The sequence below is a fragment of the Faecalibacterium sp. An77 genome, assembly GCF_002161315.1.
GTDB lineage: Bacteria > Bacillota > Clostridia > Oscillospirales > Ruminococcaceae > Faecalibacterium.
The window spans coordinates 186,398-202,592 of record NZ_NFHK01000001.1; the positions used below are offsets into that span (position 1 = coordinate 186,398).

Below are 16,195 nucleotides of genomic sequence, written 5' to 3' on the forward strand. Positions count from 1 at the left end.
TCCCGGCCCGAACATAGAGGCTCAGCCCCTCCTGCGGGAGAGGCAGAACATAACAACGTATCAACAAGAGGGGAAGTCAAAAGATGAAACTGGTTATTTTGGAAAGCTACGTCATGGAACCGGGGGACCTGGACTGGTCGGGCCTGCGGGCGCTGGTGCCGGATGTCGCCGAGTACGTCCGCACCCCCTACGATCAGATTGCCCAGCGGATCGGGGACGCCGAGCTGGTGGTGCTGAACAAGTGCCGGATGGACGAGGAGATTCTGTCCAAATGCCCCAACCTGCGGTGGGTGGGGATCATTGCCACCGGCACCGACAATCTGGACCTGGAAGCCTGCCGCCGGCATGGGGTCAGCGTGGCCAACGTGCCGGCCTATTCCACCTACAGCGTGGCCCAGATGGCTTTCAGCCTGCTGCTGGCCATCTGCCAGTGCCCCGAACGGCAGGATAAAGCCCTCCGGGACGGCTACTGGCAGCTGGAAATCCCCGCCGGGTATGGCATTCTCCCCCAGGTGGAGCTGTATGGCAAGACCTTCGGCGTCTGCGGTTACGGCAACATCGGCCGCCAGACCGCCCGCCTGGCCCGGGCCTTCGGGATGGAGGTGCTGGTCTGGACCCGCACCGTCCGCCCCGAGTACGCGCAGGATGGGGTGACCTTTGTGGATCTGGATACCCTGCTGGCCAAGAGCGATATCGTCAGCCTCCATTGTCCCGCCACCCCCGCCACCCGGGGCCTGGTGAATGGGGAGGCTCTGGCCAAAATGAAGCCGGGGGCCATCCTGCTGAATACCGCCCGGGGCGCCCTGGTGGATGAAGCCGCCGTGGCCCAGGCCCTGACCAATGGACATCTGGGCTATTACGCCGCCGATGCCTTTGCGGTGGAGCCCCTGCCGGCGGACAGCCTCCTGCGCACCGCCCCACGCACCCTCTTTACCCCCCATGTGGCCTGGGCCACCGGCGGGGCTCTCAAGCGCCTGATGGAAATCACCGCCCGCAACCTGGAGACCTTCCTGGCCGGGGCAGGGGAGAACATCGTCAACCGGTAACCGAAAAAGCCCCGCCCGTCGCGGGCAAGCGGCAGGCAGGGCCAACAGGGAGACTTTTTGCAGCGGTCCTTTCGGGGACCGCTTTTGTGTTACAGGGTGTACATGGCGGCGTTGACCGACATGGTGTCGGGATCGCTGACCTCTTCGTCCTCGTCGTCGTCGGTGATCACATGGAAGGAGCCGGTGGCCACCGCCTGCACCGCGCTCTCCAGGGCGGACTTGCAGAAGATGGAGCCGCAGTTGAACAGGGACAGGTGCTCCAGCACATCGGCGGGGGTCAGGTCATCGGTCAGGGTCACTCTGGGGCAGGCCACCAGGGTCAGACCCTCGGGGAAGGCCTCCAGCAGGTTTTTGTCCACCGTCATCTTGATCTTGTCGAACAGGGGCTTGCCCGGCAGATAAAAGACCTCGCCGTCCAGCACCGTCTCGGGAATGGCGTCCAGAGTGTCGGCCATCTCCTCGGGCAGGTAGACGTCGCCCTCCACCTGCAGGTATTCCAGATCGCTCAGGGCTTCGGCGCAGTCGGGGGTCAGGTATAGGTCGCCCAGCACCACCAGGCTGTCGCCGTACCGGCGCAGGCCGGCGGCGCTGAGGGTCAGATCGTCCTGAACAACCGAGGTGCCGTCGGGCAGCACTACCATCCGGGTGTCGGCGTCAAACAGGGGGGCCAGGCTCTCGGCCAGGGTCTCGCTGACGTAGGCCTCGGGAACCATGAAGCGGACCCCCTTGCTGGCCAGCTCGTCGCCGTCCAGCTCGCTGTCCACCGCCACCAGGCGCTTGGCGGCCCAGTACAGCCGGGGCTCAGCCCGCAGGGCAAAGGATTTGTCCAGCACGGCGTTGTTTTTCAGGATGACCGCCCCTTCCGGATAGGTGTAGAGCTTGCCGTTGATGGAGGCCTTGCTGGCCAGGACGGTGGCCAGGAAGTCGGGACAGTAGACGGTGCCGTTGATGGTCATGCCCATATACTGGCGCAGGGCGTCCCCGGCGTCGGGGGTGATGGTCATGGTGCCGTTGATGAGCAGATACTGGCGGCCGTTGGGGGTGTTGCGGCCGGTGAAGGTGGTCTTGCCGTTGATGGTGTTGAGGGTGGTCTCGTCGTCCAGGTCGATGCTCTTGGAGCAGTTGATCCGGACGTTGTGGCGGGACATCATGGCCCGGGCGTTGGGGCTGGTGATGAACAGAGCCCCGTTGATGTCGATGGATTCAAAGTTGGCCAGGGTTTCCTCCTGGACCTTGCGGGCGTCGCAGACAGCGGCATTGATGTTCAGCTTTTTCATGATTTATTCCTCCTCAAGTGAATCTTGCAGCGTTTTTCGGATGCGGTGGAGACGGGTGCGGATGGTGGCGGCGGGCTGGCCGGTGATCCGGGCCAGCTCGGCGGCGGTGTACCCTGCGTCGTACCGCAGGGTGAACAGGGCACGGTCGCTGTCGGCCAGATGGGCCAGCAGGCTGGCCAGCTCCACCTGACCCATGGCGGATAATGCGGTATCGTCGGCCGGCTCCTCGCCGGGGGGCGGGGCAAACTGTTCCAGCAGCTCCTGCTCTTTGGCCGAGCGGCGGACGCTGTCGCAGAACAGATTGTGGGCTGTCTCAAACAGCCAGCTTTTCAGCTGGGGCGCGCTCAGGGTGCTCAGCAGGTCCTGGTGTCCCAGCGCCCGGAGAAAGGTCTCCTGGGCCAGATCTTCGGCCCGGTCCTCGTCGCGGGTCATCCGGCAGCAGAACCGGACCAGCTTGTCCCAGAAGTCGTCGTATAATGTTTCCCACACGGGCGGTTTCACCTCCTGTCCAGGCTGTCTGCCTGTTCCTGGCCGCCTTCTGTCTGTAGGACGAACGGCAGGGGCGAAGTGTTTCACGGAAAAGAAAAAATTTCAAAAAAACCAGCCGGCAGGGTTGATCCCTTGCCGGCTGGCGCTGTTTTGGATGGATTTAGTTCAGGATGCCGCTGTCCCGGATGGCGGCCACCGCCTCGGCGATCCGCTCAGCGGGCATGGTCAGGGCAAAGCGGACATAGCCCTCGCCCAGAGGCCCAAAGCTGGAGCCCGGGGTGCACAGGACGCCGCTCTTTTCCACCAGATCCATGCAGAAATCCATGCTGGTGGCATACCGCTCGGGGATGGGAGCCCAGACAAACATGCTGCCGTGGCTGTCGGGGACGTTCCAGCCGATGGACCGCAGGCCGCCGCAGAGGGCGTCCCGGCGCTGCTGGTAGACGGCGCACTGATCCTTGACCATGTCCAGGGGACCGGTCAGGGCGGCGATGGCAGCCTTCTGGATGGGCAGGAACATACCGAAATCAATCTGGCCCCGCAGGCGGCGGAAGGCCGCCACCACGTCAGGCCGGCCCACCAGGAAGCTGATCCGGGCGCCGGTGACGTCAAAGCTCTTGGACAGGCTGAAGAACTCCACGCCCACATCCATGGCGCCGGGGGTGTTGAAGAAGCTGTGGCCCTCGGCCCCGTCAAAGATGATGTCGCTGTAGGCGTTGTCGTGGATGATGAGGATGTCGTATTTCTTGGCGAAGGCCACCAGCTCCTCGTAGAGGGCGGGGTTGCCCACGCTGCCCACCGGGTTGGCCGGCAGGGATACGATCATATACTTGGCCCGGCGGGCGACGTCCTCGGGGATGTCGGCCACGTAGGGCAGGAAGCCGTGTTCCTTCACCAGGGGATAGTAGTAGGGCTCGGCCCCGGCCAGCTTTGCCCCGGCGATAAAGACGGGGTAGCAGGGGTTGGGCAGCAGGACGGTGTCCCCCTCGTCGCACAGGGCCATCCCGATGTGGCCGCAGCCCTCCTGGCTGCCGTTGCAGCTGGCCACCTGGTCGGGGGTGATCTCCACACCAAACCGCCGCTTGTAGTAGGCGCAGACCGCCTCCAGCATCTCAGGCAGATCCCGCAGGCTGTACTTCCAGTTCTCGGGGTCCCGGGCGGCGTCCAGCAGAGCCTGCTGGATGTGGGGCGCAGGGGCAAAGTCGGGGGTGCCGACGCTCAGGTTGTAGATCGTCCGGCCCTCGGCCTCCAGGGCCACCTTTTTCTCGTTCAGCGCTGCGAAGATTTCGTCGCCGAACAGCTTCATCCGCTTTGAAAATTCCATCCTTTTCCCTCTCCTTTTTCTATACCGCTTTAGGTTTTGACCATTTTAGCACGTTTTGCCATCCAATGCAACCGCCTTAGTCGATGGTGGAGGCGGTGCGGCCCACCCCCAGGACGGCGGTGGTGATCTTGGTCCAGGTGCTGCAGCCGCAGACGCCGTCCACCGTCAGCCAGTTGCGGCGCTGATAGCCCCGCAGAGCGTTTTCGGTCATGGTGCCGAAAATGCCGTCGATCTGGGCGCCGGTGGAGTAGCCCAGGGTGGACAGGGCATCCTGCAGGATCATCACATAGCAGCCCCGGCTGCCCCGCCGGAGGGTGGGGTAGCCTGTGCCGGAACTGGTGCAGGCGGGCAGGCCGTACCGGCGGTCAAAGTGGACCCAGGTGGGGGTCTGGGAGAGGGGTTCCACATAGCTCCAGGCGCCGGTGCGGAGGGCGGCGCTGTGGATTGCGGCGCGGTTGGCGCTGGTGGTGTTCTGGCCCACGTCAAAGGCCACGCCGGCGTAGTGCTGGCTGCGGGTGCCGTGGCCGCCCTCCCAGATCCGCCGGAAGGCATAGCCCACATAAATGCCCTTGCCGTACCGGCGGCGGGTCAGGTTCCAGGCCTCCATGGCCGCGGTGGTGGTCCAGAGGGTGGGGCTGCCCGACTCCCCGCGGAATTCCCGCACCTTGAGGGTGCTCTCGGTGCTGTAGGGCATGGGGTCGTTTTCGTTGATCTTGGGATAGGTGTAGATGCGGTTGGAGTATTCGTCGTAAATCAGTAGGCGTGCCATGGCTCAGTCCCCCTCAATGGCGCCGGTCTCCTGCTGGATGGCGCCGATGCTGATGGCGTTGGTCATCAGGTCCAGACTCAGGGCCTCGGCGGCAAACCAGGTGTCAGCATCCACAATGCCGGTCTCGGGCAGGCCCAGCAGAGCCTGCAGGCTGCGGGTGTCCTCGGCCAGCTCGTCGGTGTAGGTCTCCAGGATGCCCGGGCTGGTGACATCGTCGTAGTAGTAGGCGATGCGGGCCAGCATGGTGGTGTAGTACAGCACCGCGCTGCCGGAGGACCCCACCGTCAGCGGCGTGCCGGGATAATCCATCCGGGTCAGGGAGACCACCGGGCCCGACAGGCGCAGCCGGTTGACCTGGGCGTACAGGGTGTCCCAGGTGGCGCGGCCCACCACGCCGTCCACCGTCAGGCCGAAGACCCGCTGGAAGGCCCGGACGGCGGCCTCGGTGCTGGCGCCGAACTGGCCGTCGATGGTCACCGAGGGAATGCTGGAGTCATAGGAGTGCATCAGATAGAGGTAGTACTGCAGCTCCCGGACCGCCCGCCCGCTGGAACCGCGGCGCAGGGTGCCGGGGAACTCGCCGGGCCGCAGGCTGGAGGACAGCAGGTCGTTGGCGATGTCGGTGTAGACCTCCCGCATCTTGTTCCAGGTGGTGCGGCCCACCACGCCGTCGTCGGTCAGGCCGAAGTACCGCTGGAAGGTTTCCACCGCCCGGCGGGTGCTGGGGCCAAAGATGCCGTCCACACTGGGGTTGTTCAGGCCGGTGTAGACGGTGCGGGCGATCTTCATCCAGAACTGAATCAGGCGGACGTTTTGGCCGGTGTCACCCTCCCGCAGGGGAACGCCGGGGTAGGCGTTGGGGATGCCGTTGTCCACCTGGATGCTGCGGAACTGGGCATAGATGGCGTTCCAGGTGGTTTCGCCCACCACGCCGTCCACCGTCAGACCGTACCGCTGCTGGAAGGCCCGCACTGCGGCGGCGGTGCCGGCGCCGTAGACGCCGTCCACCGTCACCGACGGAATGGAGGAGACGTACTGGCTGATGGTGTTGAGCCAGAACTGGACCTGTTCCACCGCGCCGCCGGTGGAGCCGGTGCGAAGGGTGGTGCCGCCCCAGGTGCCGTCCGACAGGACGCCCGAGACGGTTTCGCCCTCGCTGGTCAGCTCGGCCAGATCCTTGACGGCTACATAAATATAGCTGATCTTGTACCAGGTCTGGCGGCCCACCACGCCGTCGGCGCTCAGGTTGAACTGCTGCTGGAACCGCTTGACGGTGGCCTCCATCTGGCTGCCGAAGATGCCGTCCACGTTCAGAAGCCCCAGGAAGGGGTAGTCCTTGGTGATGCGGTTGAGCTGGCGCTGTAAGGTAAAGACGCTGGGGTCGCGGTCGCCCCGGCGCACCGGGCTGCCGGGATAGCTCTCGGGGATGGAGGCGATGTTGGAGGTGCGGACCACCTCGATGTTGCTGCCGTAGTAGTACTTCAGGATGCTGAGGGCGTTGCGGCCCTGCTCGGCCAGGGTGACGGTGCCCCACTGCTTGAGGCCGGGGCAGGAGACGCTCTTGCCGTCGCAGTACTCGGTGTAGTAGGGGTTGACGGTGCCCACCTTGCGGACGTAGGTGTTGAAAATGTCGTCGGTCAGGTTGACCATCACGTCAAAGACGGTCCGGCCGTGGACATAGTACTGGTCGTAGCTGGTGGAGTTGGTGATATTGAAGTTGTAGCCGCGGCTGGGGTACCACTCGGTGTAGATGCGGTTGAGGGCCAGAGAAATCTGGCAGTGGATGTTGGCCCGCAGCGCCTGCTCAGGCCAGGTGGGGTAGACCTCGCTGGAGGCCACGTTGGCGATATAATCCCGGAAGGATACCGTCACGTTTTTGGCCGAGGAGGAGGGGGTGCCCAGATGGACCGTGATGCGCTTGGGGATGACCACCGCCGGCAGGACCCGGGGGTCTGCGGCGGGTGCGGGGCCGCTGCCGCCGCCCCCCGCAAAGAGGGGATGGGGCGGAATGACCACCGGCTCATCCGGCTCGGCCACCCGGGCGTCAGCGGGGATCATCTCCAGCGGAGCCAGAGTGACCTGGCCCGAGAAGATCTGGATGCCCTCGATCTTCACCGTCCGGTAGCCGGCTTTTTCGGCCACCAGATCGCAGACGGCGTAGGGGCGGACGGTGGTGTTGTTGGGGTCCAGAGAATAGCTGCAGGCCGGGGCCTCGATCTGGATGTCGGCCACGCTGCCGCCGTTGTCGGTGACCCGGCTGGTGGCGAAGCCGTCGCCGGTGACCTGGACGGTGACGCCGGGCATCGGCGCCGATTCCCGGGCCGCAAAGGTTTGGATGCGCAAAATTCCTGTTGCCATAGGCTGATGCTCCTTTACATAGGATATGGGTTGCCCCAGCATATGCGGACGGCCCCCGGAGGGTGAGGGCAGAGGCATCCTTATAGAAAACAAAAGCCCCCGCCCGAAGGCGGAGGCAGAAAACCCGAAAAAGGCTCAGCGTTCCAGCATGCCGGCGCACTGGTCCAGCAGCTGGGTCACCGGCAGATGCTGGGGGCAGGCGCTTTCGCACTGCTTGCACCCGATGCAGTCGGAGGCGAGGCGGCCCGGGGCGGTGGCGGCAGCATAGGCGGCCCGGGCTTCTTCCTGCTGGCCGTTGGCCAGCTGCTTGTTGGCGGCGGCGAAAATCTGGGGGATGGGGATTTCCTTGGGGCAGCCCTTGGCGCAGTAGCCGCAGGCGGTGCAGGGGATGGCCGCAGAGTGGCCCAGAATCTTCTGGGCCTGCTGGATGACCGCCTGTTCCTGGCTGTTTAGGGGGCGGAAATGGGTCATGGTGGCCAGATTGTCCTGTAACTGGCCGGGGGTGGACATGCCCGACAGCACCGCCAGCACCCCGTCCAGAGAAGCCGCAAACCGCAGCGCCCAGGAGGCATAGGAAGCCCCGGGGGCGGCCTCGTCAAAGAGCTTGCGGACCTCCGGCGGCGGGTCGGCCAGGGCGCCGCCCTTCACCGGCTCCATAATGACAATCTGTTTGCCGTGGCGGCGGGCTACCTCGTAGTTGGCCCGGGCCTGGACGGTGGGATTCTCCCAGTCGGCGTAGTTGATCTGGAGCTGAACAAACGCCACTTCAGGGTGCTGGGTCAGCAGCTCGTCCAGCAGCTGGGGCCCGCCGTGGAAGGAGAAGCCGTACTGCCGGATCAGCCCTCTGGCCTGCTGCTCCTTGACAAAATCCCAGATGCCGAAGCGGTTGTACCGCTCGGTGTTGTTTTCCATGATGGCGTGGAGCAGGTAGTAGTCAAAATACCCTGCCCCCGAGCGGGCCAGACTGGTTTCCAGCTGGCGCTTGGCGGATTTTTCGCTGCGGGCCAGGCCGGCGTGGAGCTTGGAGGTCAGGGTGAAGCTGTCCCGGGGATGGCGCTCCACCAGGGCTTTCCGGGCGGCCTCCTCCGAGCCGTAATAAATCCGGGCGGTGTCAAAATAGGTGAAGCCTGCCTCCAGGAACAGGTCCACCATCTCGCTGGTCTGGGCGATGTCGATGCCCAGGCCCTTGCGGGGCAGGCGCATCAGGCCAAAGCCGAGAGGCCCGCGCGCAGTGGATTCAGACATGGGATCTCCTCCTTTTTCGGGCCCCGGCGGGCCCGATGTTCTGAAAGGGGCAGGGGCTGCCCCGTGGGTCGTGGTTTGTCTGAGTGCATTATACACCATCCCGGCGGCGGTGTCCAACCGCAAAAGCGGCCCGCAGCGGGATTGAGCGTTGCTTTTTTGGCTGTATGGTGTATACTGGAAACACAATCCTACACAAATCAAAAGGAGGTTTATCCCATGCAGGCAACCATCCGCAATGAATATCTGACTTTGACGGTGGACACCCACGGCGCCGAGGCGGTCAGCGTCCGGAATGCTGCCGGGCAGGAGATGCTCTGGCAGGCCGACAAATCCGTCTGGGGCCGCCACGCCCCCATTCTGTTCCCCTGGACCGGCAAGCTGGCGGGGGGCATCCTGACTCACAACGGCAAGAGCTACAAGGGCGGCCAGCACGGCTTTGCCCGGGATCTGGAGCACACCCTGGTGCAGGCCGACGAGAACGTGATCCGGCTGGAGCTGCGGGCGGACGACGAAATCAAGGCCACCCGCTTCCCCTACGACTTTGTCCTCACCAGCACCTTCCGCCTGGAGGGCAAGACGGTTCACCACACCCTGACGGTGGAGAACCCCGCCCATGCCCAGGAGCCGCTGCCCTTCGGCATTGGCTATCACCCGGCCTTTGTGGTGCCCTTTGACGACGCCCACACCACCGCCGACTATGAGTTCCGGTTTGACCGGCCCGAGAGCCCGGTGATTCTGGACGCCCGCCCCAACGGCCTGCTGTCGGGCAAGTGCTATTATCAGTGGAAGAACGCCGACCACATTCAGCTGGAGAACGGCATGTTTGACAACGACAGCTTCTGCATGGCGGGCCTGCGGTCCGAGACCCTGGGCATCTATGAGAAGGACACCGGACGGAACGTCACCTGCAACATTGCCGGCTATCCCTATACCCTGATCTGGAGCGCCAAGAGCGACACCATGAAGTTTGTCTGCATCGAGCCCTGGCACAGCCTGCCCGCCGCCGAGGCGGACGGCCCCTCCTGGTCCAAGCGGGCATCGGCGGCCATCCTGGCCCCCGGCGAGAAGTGGGAGACCACCCTCTGCACCACCTTTGACCGTTGACGGTGCGTGAGTTTGCCGCCGCGCATCGGGCGGCCTTTGTGGCCCTGGGCGGGGCGGCCGCGGCGCTGGCTCTGTTCTGGCTGACCCGCTCCAACCGGGTTTTGATGAACGCCTGGGTGGACCGGGTGTCCATGCCGGTCAAGCGGCTGCTGGGAGCGGTGACCAATCCGCTGCCCTTCAGCGTCTGCGAGGCGGGGGCCACCCTGTTGATCGTGGGAGCTCTGGTTTATCTGGGGCGCTCGGTCTGGATGGCCGCCCATGGCCGACCCGACGCCCTGGGGGCCTGGGTTTTGCATCTGGCGGTGCTGGTGCTATGGGGGTATTTCGGGGTGTGCGCCTTATGGGGCACCCAGTACTACGCCGACAGCTTCGCCCAGAAGGCCGGCATGGAGGTGCCCGGTGTCCAGGTGGAACAGCTGGCCGCCGTGACCCGCTATTTCGGCCAGCAGGTGGCGGCCTGTGCCGACACCGTCCCCCGGGATGAAAACAACTGCTTCGCGGTGAGCCGGGAGGAGATTTTCGGCCAGACCGCCGGCCTCTACGACCCCCTCACCGAGCGCTGGTCCTTTCTGGACGGGCCGGAGCGGAAGGCCAAGCCCGCCTTTTACTCCAAGCTCATGAGCGCCTGGGGGTTCACCGGCTATCTGTGCCCCCTCACCGGGGAGAGCACCCTCAACGTGGACTGTCCCGAGGTCTTTCTCCCGGTGACCATCGCCCATGAGTTTGCCCATCAGCGGGGTGTGGCCGCCGAACAGGAGGCCAATTTCGTGGGCATCATGGCGTCCATCACCAGCGGCCGGGAGGCCTATGTCTACTCGGGCTGGCTGTACGGCTATCTGCATCTGTCCAATGCCCTCTATCGGGTGGACCCGGAGGCCGCGGCGGCCTGTTCCGCCATGCTGCCCGAAGGGGCCCGGGCGGATTTCACCGCCAACAACGCCTATTGGGCCAGCTGGGAAGGCCCGGTTCAGGAGGTGGGGGAGTCGGTGTACACCGCCTTTTTGGAGAGCTACGGCCAGACCCTGGGCATGCAGAGCTACGGCGCCTGCGTGGATTTGCTGGTGGAGGAGTTCCTGCCCTGTACCGGCTGGACCGAATAACGACAAAACAAAAACTCCGCGCCTGGTGGATTCCAGAGCGCGGAGTTCTTTTATTTGTTTATGAGATCAGGCCGAGGGGATCAGTAGGCCACGCCCCAGTAGATCATAGTCTTGGCGGGCTTGCCGCAGCAGGGGCAGACGCCGCTCAGCTCTTCCTGCTCGAAGGGCATGCACCGGCTGGAGAGGCCGGCCTCTTCCTTCATCTTGAGCTCGCAGGCCAGATCGCCGCACCACATGGTCTTGATGTAGCCGGTGTTCTCGGCGGCCAGCTGCTTGACCTCCTCCATGGTGGTGGCAGCCCAGGTGCGCTTTTCGCGGTTCTCCAGGGCGCGCTGGTACAGGTCATGGGTCAGAGACTCCAGCAGGGCGGGGATGGCGGTCTCCAGCTCGTCCAGGCTGACAAAGACCTTTTCGCGGGTGTCGCGGCGGACCAGGACGCACTGGTTCTTCTCCAGATCCTTGGGACCCAGCTCCAGGCGCAGGGGAACACCCTTCATCTCCCACTGGCTGAACTTCCAGCCGGGGGCGTTGTCGCTGTCGTCCAGCTTGACGCGGGCGTACTTGGCGATGGAGGCGGCCACCTCGGCGGCCTTCTCGGTGACGCCGGGCTTGTGGGGGGCGATGGGCACCACCACCACCTGCCAAGGGGCAATGGCCGGGGGCAGGATCAGGCCGTCGTCGTCGCCGTGAGTCATGATGATGGCGCCCACCAGACGGGTGGACACGCCCCAGCTGGTCTGGAACGGATAGTGCAGCTGGTTGTCACGGCCGGTGAAGGTGACGTCGTAGGCGCGGCTGAACTTGTCGCCGAAGTAGTGACTGGTGCCGCTCTGCAGGGCCTTGCCGTCCTTCATCATGGCCTCGATGGTGTAGGTGGCCTCGGCGCCGGCAAACTTCTCCTTGTCGGTCTTGCGGCCCTTCACCACGGGGATGGCCAGATCATCCTCGCAGAAGCTGGCGTAGCAGTTCAGCTGGGCCATGGTCTCGGCCTCGGCCTCGGCGGCGGTCTCATGGATGGTGTGGCCTTCCTGCCACCAGAACTCGCGGCTGCGCAGGAAGGGACGGGTGGTCTTTTCCCACCGGACCACGCTGCACCACTGGTTGTACTTCATGGGCAGCTCGCGGTAGCTGTGCAGGACCCGGGACCAGTGGTCACAGAACATGGTCTCGCTGGTGGGCCGAACGGCCAGCCGCTCCTCCAGTTCGTCGCTGCCGCCCATGGTGACCCATGCCACCTCGGGGGCGAAACCGTTGACCAGGTCGCCTTCCTTCTTCAGCAGGCTCTCGGGAATCAGCACCGGCATGGCCACGTTTTCGTGGCCGGTGGCCTTGAAGCGGGCGTCCAGATTCTTCTGGATGTTCTCCCAGATAGCCTGGCCATAGGGCCGCAGGATGATGAAGCCCTTCACACTAGAATACTCCACCAGCTCTGCCTTGACGCAGATGTCGGTGTACCACTGTGCGAAGTTCTCCTCCTGGCTGGTGATTGCCTGTACGAGCTTTTTCGTCTCTTTTGCCATGGTTGTTTTATCCTCCTCATAGGCCGTGCGCCAAACGCAGCGGCGTTCCGCACGAGCCCGTAAATAAAAAGCTCCCGCCCGGCGGGGTCAACCCCCAAAAGCGGGAACTGAACAGCGCAGTTTACGCCAGCTGGCTGTCAACGTACCGGACCACGTCCCCGACGGTGTGCAGGTTCTCGATGGCGTCGTCGGGTACCTCGATCCCAAACTCATCCTCCAGCGTCATGACCATGTCCACGATGTCCAGGCTGTCGGCCTCGAAATCGTTCAGCAGATCGCTGTCCATGGTGATCTTCTCGGGCTCGACGCCCAGCTGCTCGGCCAGGAAGCCGCGAATCTTCTCAAACGTATTCTCCATAATCGTACATTCTCTCCTTTTATGAATTCTGCGGCGGCCGCCGGGGCCGCTGTGCACAAAAGTTCCTCTTACTTTATAGCGTAAGGCCACACTGTTGTCAAGCCCTGTTTTAAGATTCCATGGGAGAGGGCAGGAAAATTGGTCAAAACACGTCTTTGTGCTTGTCAGACGGGCCCGGGTTCATTATAATGATAAAAGATACAAACCCAATGGGAGGGATACTATGAAGCTGGCCTTTACCAAGATGCAGGGCTGTGCCAACGATTATATCTACCTGGACTGCCGCGCCGCCGGCCTGCCGGAGGACATCGCCGGCCTGGCCCGGAAACTGTCGGCCCGCCGGTTCTCCATTGGCGGGGACGGCGTGATCTGTATCTGCGCACCCCAGTCTCCGGACGCCGACGCCACCATGCGGATCTTCAACGCCGACGGCAGCGAAGGGATGATGTGCGGCAACGGCATCCGCTGCGTGGCCCAGTGGCTGTACACCCATGAGCCGGCCTGCGCCGGCAAGGATCTCCTGCGCATCGACACCCTCAGCGGGCAAAAGCAGATGCGCCGCTGCGGCCCGGGGCTGTGGCAGGTGGAGATGGGCCGCTACAGCGCCATGGCGGCGGACCTGCCCGCCGTGAACATGGGGGAGGGACCCCTGGTCCGCTGCACCCTGGAGGCCGCCGGCCAGAGCTGGCAGGTCACCTGCATCAGTGTGGGCAACCCCCACTGTGTGACGGTGGTGGAGGACGTGGACGCCCTGAACCTGGAGGCCATCGGCCCGTCCTTTGAGAAGCATCCCAACTTCCCCCAGCAGATCAACACCGAGTTTGTCCAGCTGCTGGACCCCTGCCGCGTCAAAATGCGGGTGTGGGAGCGGGGCAGCGGCGAGACCTGGGCCTGCGGCACCGGGGCCTGTGCCACGGTGGCAGCCCTGACCGAGCTGGGTCTGGTCCCGGCGGGGGAGGATATCCACGTCCTGCTGCGGGGCGGTGAGCTCATCATCCGGGTGCTGGAGGACCAGCAGCTGCGGATGACCGGCCCCGCCGTCACCGTCTGTGAGGGCGTAACCGAAGTCTGAAACAAAAGAGAGGAAGAAACGACCATGAAGATGAATCAGCACTACAACGAGCTGAAGGCCAGCTATCTGTTTGTGGACATCAACCACCGGATCGCCGCCTTCCAGCAGGCTCACCCCGACAAGGAGATTATCCGCCTGGGCATCGGCGACGTGACCCGTCCCCTGGCCAAGAGCGTGGTCAAGGCCATGGAGGAGGCCGTCCGTGAGATGGGCACCGCCGAGGGCTTCCACGGCTATGGCCCCGAGCAGGGCTATGACTTCCTGCAGAAAGCCGTCCAGAGCTACTACGCCCAGCGCGGCGTCCAGCTGGAGGCCGACGAAATCCTCATCAGCGACGGCGCCAAGAGCGACCTGGCCAATGTGCTGGGCCTGTTCGACACCGACAACACCGTCCTGGTGCCCGATCCCGTCTATCCCACCTATGTAGACGACAACGTCACCGACGGCCGCAGGATTGTCTACGCCCCCACCAGCGAGGCCAATGGCTTCCTGGCCATGCCCGATCCCTCGGTCAAGGCCGACATCATCTATATCTGCAGCCCCAACAACCCCACCGGCGCCGCCTACAACCGGGACCAGCTCAAGCAGTGGGTGGACTACGCCAAGGCCAATGACGCTGTGATCCTCTACGACGCCGCCTATGAGTGCTTTGTGTCGGAGGAAGGCCTGGCCCGCAGCATCTTCGAGGTGGAGGGCGCCCGGGAGTGCGCCATCGAGATCTGCTCCTTCTCCAAGATCGCCGGCTTCACCGGCACCCGCTGCGGCTATACCGTGGTGCCTCACCAGCTGGAGCGGGAGGGCATGAACCTGAACAAGCTCTGGCTCCGCCGCCAGACCACCAAGTTCAACGGCGTGCCCTATATCGTCCAGCGGGGCGCCGCAGCCATCTTCACCGAGGAGGGCATGGCGGAAATCCAGGCCAACCTGGACTACTACCGTCAGAACGCCAAGGTCATCGCCGATGCCCTGAACGAGTGCGGCGTCTGGTACTGCGGCGGCCACAACAGCCCCTATATCTGGATGCGCTGCCCCGGCAACATGGACAGCTGGCAGTTCTTTGACTGGCTGCTGGAGAATGCCGGCGTGGTGGGCACCCCGGGCGTGGGCTTCGGCAGCTGCGGCGAGGGTTACTTCCGCCTGACCGCCTTCGGCGACGCCGAAAAGACCCGTCTGGCCGCCCAGCGGATCAAAGAGGCCATCCTCTCCCTGAGCAAGTAAAACATCTTCCCGGCAGGGCGCTGCATCCGGTGCGGGCTCTGCCGGTCTTTTTGCCCCAAAATCCGCCCGTCTGCCCGGCCGCACCGCGCACAGCGACAGGGAAAGGCCCGGTTTTTTGTGATGAATGAACGTTGAAACGGGTCGGTTTTTATGCTATACTGGCCCATAGAGCGCCCGCAGGGCGGCGCGCTCTGGAAGGAACGGAGGATACCATGATTTTTGATACCCTGAACAACCTGCCCAACTATCTGGGCATGAGCAGCAATCTGGACGCCGCCATCGAGTACATCATGGCCCGCGATATCACCACCCTGACCGAGGGCCGTACCCGCATCAGCGGGGACGACGTGGCGGTGGAGGTGCGCACCATGACCCCGCAGCCGGGGGAAAAGGTGGATTTCGCCTGCCGCGAAAATACCCTGACCCTGGTGACCGACCTGGTGGGCAGCGAGATGTTTGAGGTCTCGCTGGGGGACTTCTCGGTCAAAAAGCCGGCCGATGGAGATGCGCCGGCCTATGGCAGCGCTCCCACCAGTGCCGCCGGCATGCTGTCGGAGGGGCGGTTCGCCCTGTTCCTGGCCGGAGAGCCCTATAAAGTGGGCATCAAGGCCCAGGGCTGCGGCAAGATCAAGCAGGCTGTGTTCCTGATCGGTTTGGACGAGGAGGAAGACGGCGAGGCGTAAGGGCCCCGGCCGCTCCGGCGAGACGGCCGGAGGGCGGATGCGGCCTGTGCCTGCCGGGAACTGACGTTCAAAAGGCCTTTGAAACGGGAGGGGATGTTGTATGAAGATCGAAACCATCGAGACCCCGCGCCTGTGTCTGCGCGGTTTTATGCCGGAGGATGCGCCCTTTGCCATCAGCCTGTGGAACGATGCCGTCACCGGCCGTTGGCTGTCCGACCCGCGGATCGAGGATATCCCCGACAAGGACGCCTACCTCAAGACCATTGAGACCCTGGGGGACGCCATGGACTGCTGCTATCTGGTGGCAGTGGACCGGGAGAGCGGGGAGCGGATCGGCACCTGCAGCTTTAAGCCCGAGAACAATGGCCGCAGCTATGACCTGGCCTATGCCGTGGACCCCGTCCGCCAGCGCAACGGCTATGGCACCGAGATGGTCCAGGCCCTGATCGACTACGCCCGGGCCCGCCGGGCCGGCGCGGTCACCGTTTGCATCGCCCGGGATAATGAGGCATCCAACGCCCTGGCCCGCAAGGTGGGGGCGCAGATCATCGCCACCGGGTCCTTCACTAAGGAAGGCACCGGCGAGGTGATTCCCAACTACCTCTACGAGGTGAAGCTGTAACCCCGGCGAA

Annotated in this window: 15 protein-coding genes; 7 read left to right on the forward strand and 8 right to left on the reverse strand. The window is 64.2% G+C overall.

Annotated features, from left to right (window positions below; translation table 11 throughout):
* The first annotated feature begins 83 nt into the window (after positions 1-83).
* On the forward strand, positions 84-1,046 hold the full coding sequence (locus B5G28_RS00810; protein ID WP_087245451.1) for a D-2-hydroxyacid dehydrogenase: 963 nt from the start codon (positions 84-86) through the stop codon (positions 1,044-1,046).
* Positions 1,047-1,135: 89 nt separating this feature from the next.
* On the opposite strand, the gene B5G28_RS00815 is transcribed toward B5G28_RS00810, so the two are convergent.
* The 6 genes from B5G28_RS00815 to B5G28_RS00840 all read right to left on the reverse strand — a co-directional run bounded on the left by B5G28_RS00815 (position 1,136) and on the right by B5G28_RS00840 (position 8,508).
* Complete coding sequence (locus B5G28_RS00815; RefSeq protein ID WP_087245453.1) at positions 1,136-2,323, reverse strand: hypothetical protein; 1,188 nt, start codon at positions 2,321-2,323, stop codon at positions 1,136-1,138.
* 3 nt (positions 2,324-2,326) lie between these two features.
* A complete protein-coding gene (locus B5G28_RS00820) occupies positions 2,327-2,812 on the reverse strand; it encodes an RNA polymerase sigma factor (protein WP_087245454.1) in 486 nt (161 codons plus the stop codon).
* Positions 2,813-2,972: 160 nt separating this feature from the next.
* Positions 2,973-4,136: an aminotransferase class I/II-fold pyridoxal phosphate-dependent enzyme gene (locus B5G28_RS00825; protein WP_087245456.1), complete on the reverse strand. Its 1,164-nt coding sequence runs from the start codon at positions 4,134-4,136 to the stop codon at positions 2,973-2,975.
* Between the two features lie 76 nt (positions 4,137-4,212).
* On the reverse strand, positions 4,213-4,905 hold the full coding sequence (locus B5G28_RS00830; protein WP_087245458.1) for a peptidoglycan-binding domain-containing protein: 693 nt from the start codon (positions 4,903-4,905) through the stop codon (positions 4,213-4,215).
* 3 nt (positions 4,906-4,908) lie between these two features.
* Positions 4,909-7,263: a peptidoglycan-binding protein gene (locus B5G28_RS00835; protein WP_087245460.1), complete on the reverse strand. Its 2,355-nt coding sequence runs from the start codon at positions 7,261-7,263 to the stop codon at positions 4,909-4,911.
* A gap of 135 nt (positions 7,264-7,398) precedes the next feature.
* Entirely contained in the window at positions 7,399-8,508 is a 1,110-nt protein-coding gene (locus tag B5G28_RS00840; protein WP_087245462.1) for an aldo/keto reductase, read from the reverse strand.
* 216 nt (positions 8,509-8,724) lie between these two features.
* Between B5G28_RS00840 and B5G28_RS00845 the strand changes: the two genes are divergently transcribed.
* Together B5G28_RS00845 and B5G28_RS00850 are read left to right on the forward strand one after the other, a co-directional pair.
* The gene (locus tag B5G28_RS00845) at positions 8,725-9,612 is read left to right on the forward strand and encodes an aldose 1-epimerase family protein (protein WP_087245464.1); all 888 of its coding nucleotides are present in this window, start codon (positions 8,725-8,727) and stop codon (positions 9,610-9,612) included.
* A 2-nt stretch (positions 9,613-9,614) separates the two neighbouring features.
* The gene (locus B5G28_RS00850) at positions 9,615-10,712 is read left to right on the forward strand and encodes a DUF3810 domain-containing protein (protein ID WP_087245466.1); all 1,098 of its coding nucleotides are present in this window, start codon (positions 9,615-9,617) and stop codon (positions 10,710-10,712) included.
* Positions 10,713-10,792: 80 nt separating this feature from the next.
* Here the strand turns inward: B5G28_RS00850 and proS are convergent, their stop codons facing one another.
* A complete protein-coding gene (proS, locus tag B5G28_RS00855) occupies positions 10,793-12,232 on the reverse strand; it encodes a proline--tRNA ligase (protein WP_087245468.1) in 1,440 nt (479 codons plus the stop codon).
* 121 nt (positions 12,233-12,353) lie between these two features.
* A complete protein-coding gene (gene acpP / locus B5G28_RS00860) occupies positions 12,354-12,590 on the reverse strand; it encodes an acyl carrier protein (protein WP_087245470.1) in 237 nt (78 codons plus the stop codon).
* A 223-nt stretch (positions 12,591-12,813) separates the two neighbouring features.
* On the opposite strand from acpP, the gene dapF reads away from it, so the two are divergent.
* The 4 genes from dapF to B5G28_RS00880 all read left to right on the forward strand — a co-directional run bounded on the left by dapF (position 12,814) and on the right by B5G28_RS00880 (position 16,185).
* Positions 12,814-13,662: a diaminopimelate epimerase gene (gene dapF / locus B5G28_RS00865; protein WP_087245472.1), complete on the forward strand. Its 849-nt coding sequence runs from the start codon at positions 12,814-12,816 to the stop codon at positions 13,660-13,662.
* 24 nt (positions 13,663-13,686) lie between these two features.
* Entirely contained in the window at positions 13,687-14,880 is a 1,194-nt protein-coding gene (locus tag B5G28_RS00870) for an LL-diaminopimelate aminotransferase (protein WP_087245474.1), read from the forward strand.
* Between the two features lie 212 nt (positions 14,881-15,092).
* On the forward strand, positions 15,093-15,563 hold the full coding sequence (locus tag B5G28_RS00875; protein ID WP_087245476.1) for a YhcH/YjgK/YiaL family protein: 471 nt from the start codon (positions 15,093-15,095) through the stop codon (positions 15,561-15,563).
* 100 nt (positions 15,564-15,663) lie between these two features.
* A complete protein-coding gene (locus B5G28_RS00880) occupies positions 15,664-16,185 on the forward strand; it encodes a GNAT family N-acetyltransferase (RefSeq protein WP_087245478.1) in 522 nt (173 codons plus the stop codon).
* The last annotated feature ends 10 nt before the right edge of the window (positions 16,186-16,195 follow it).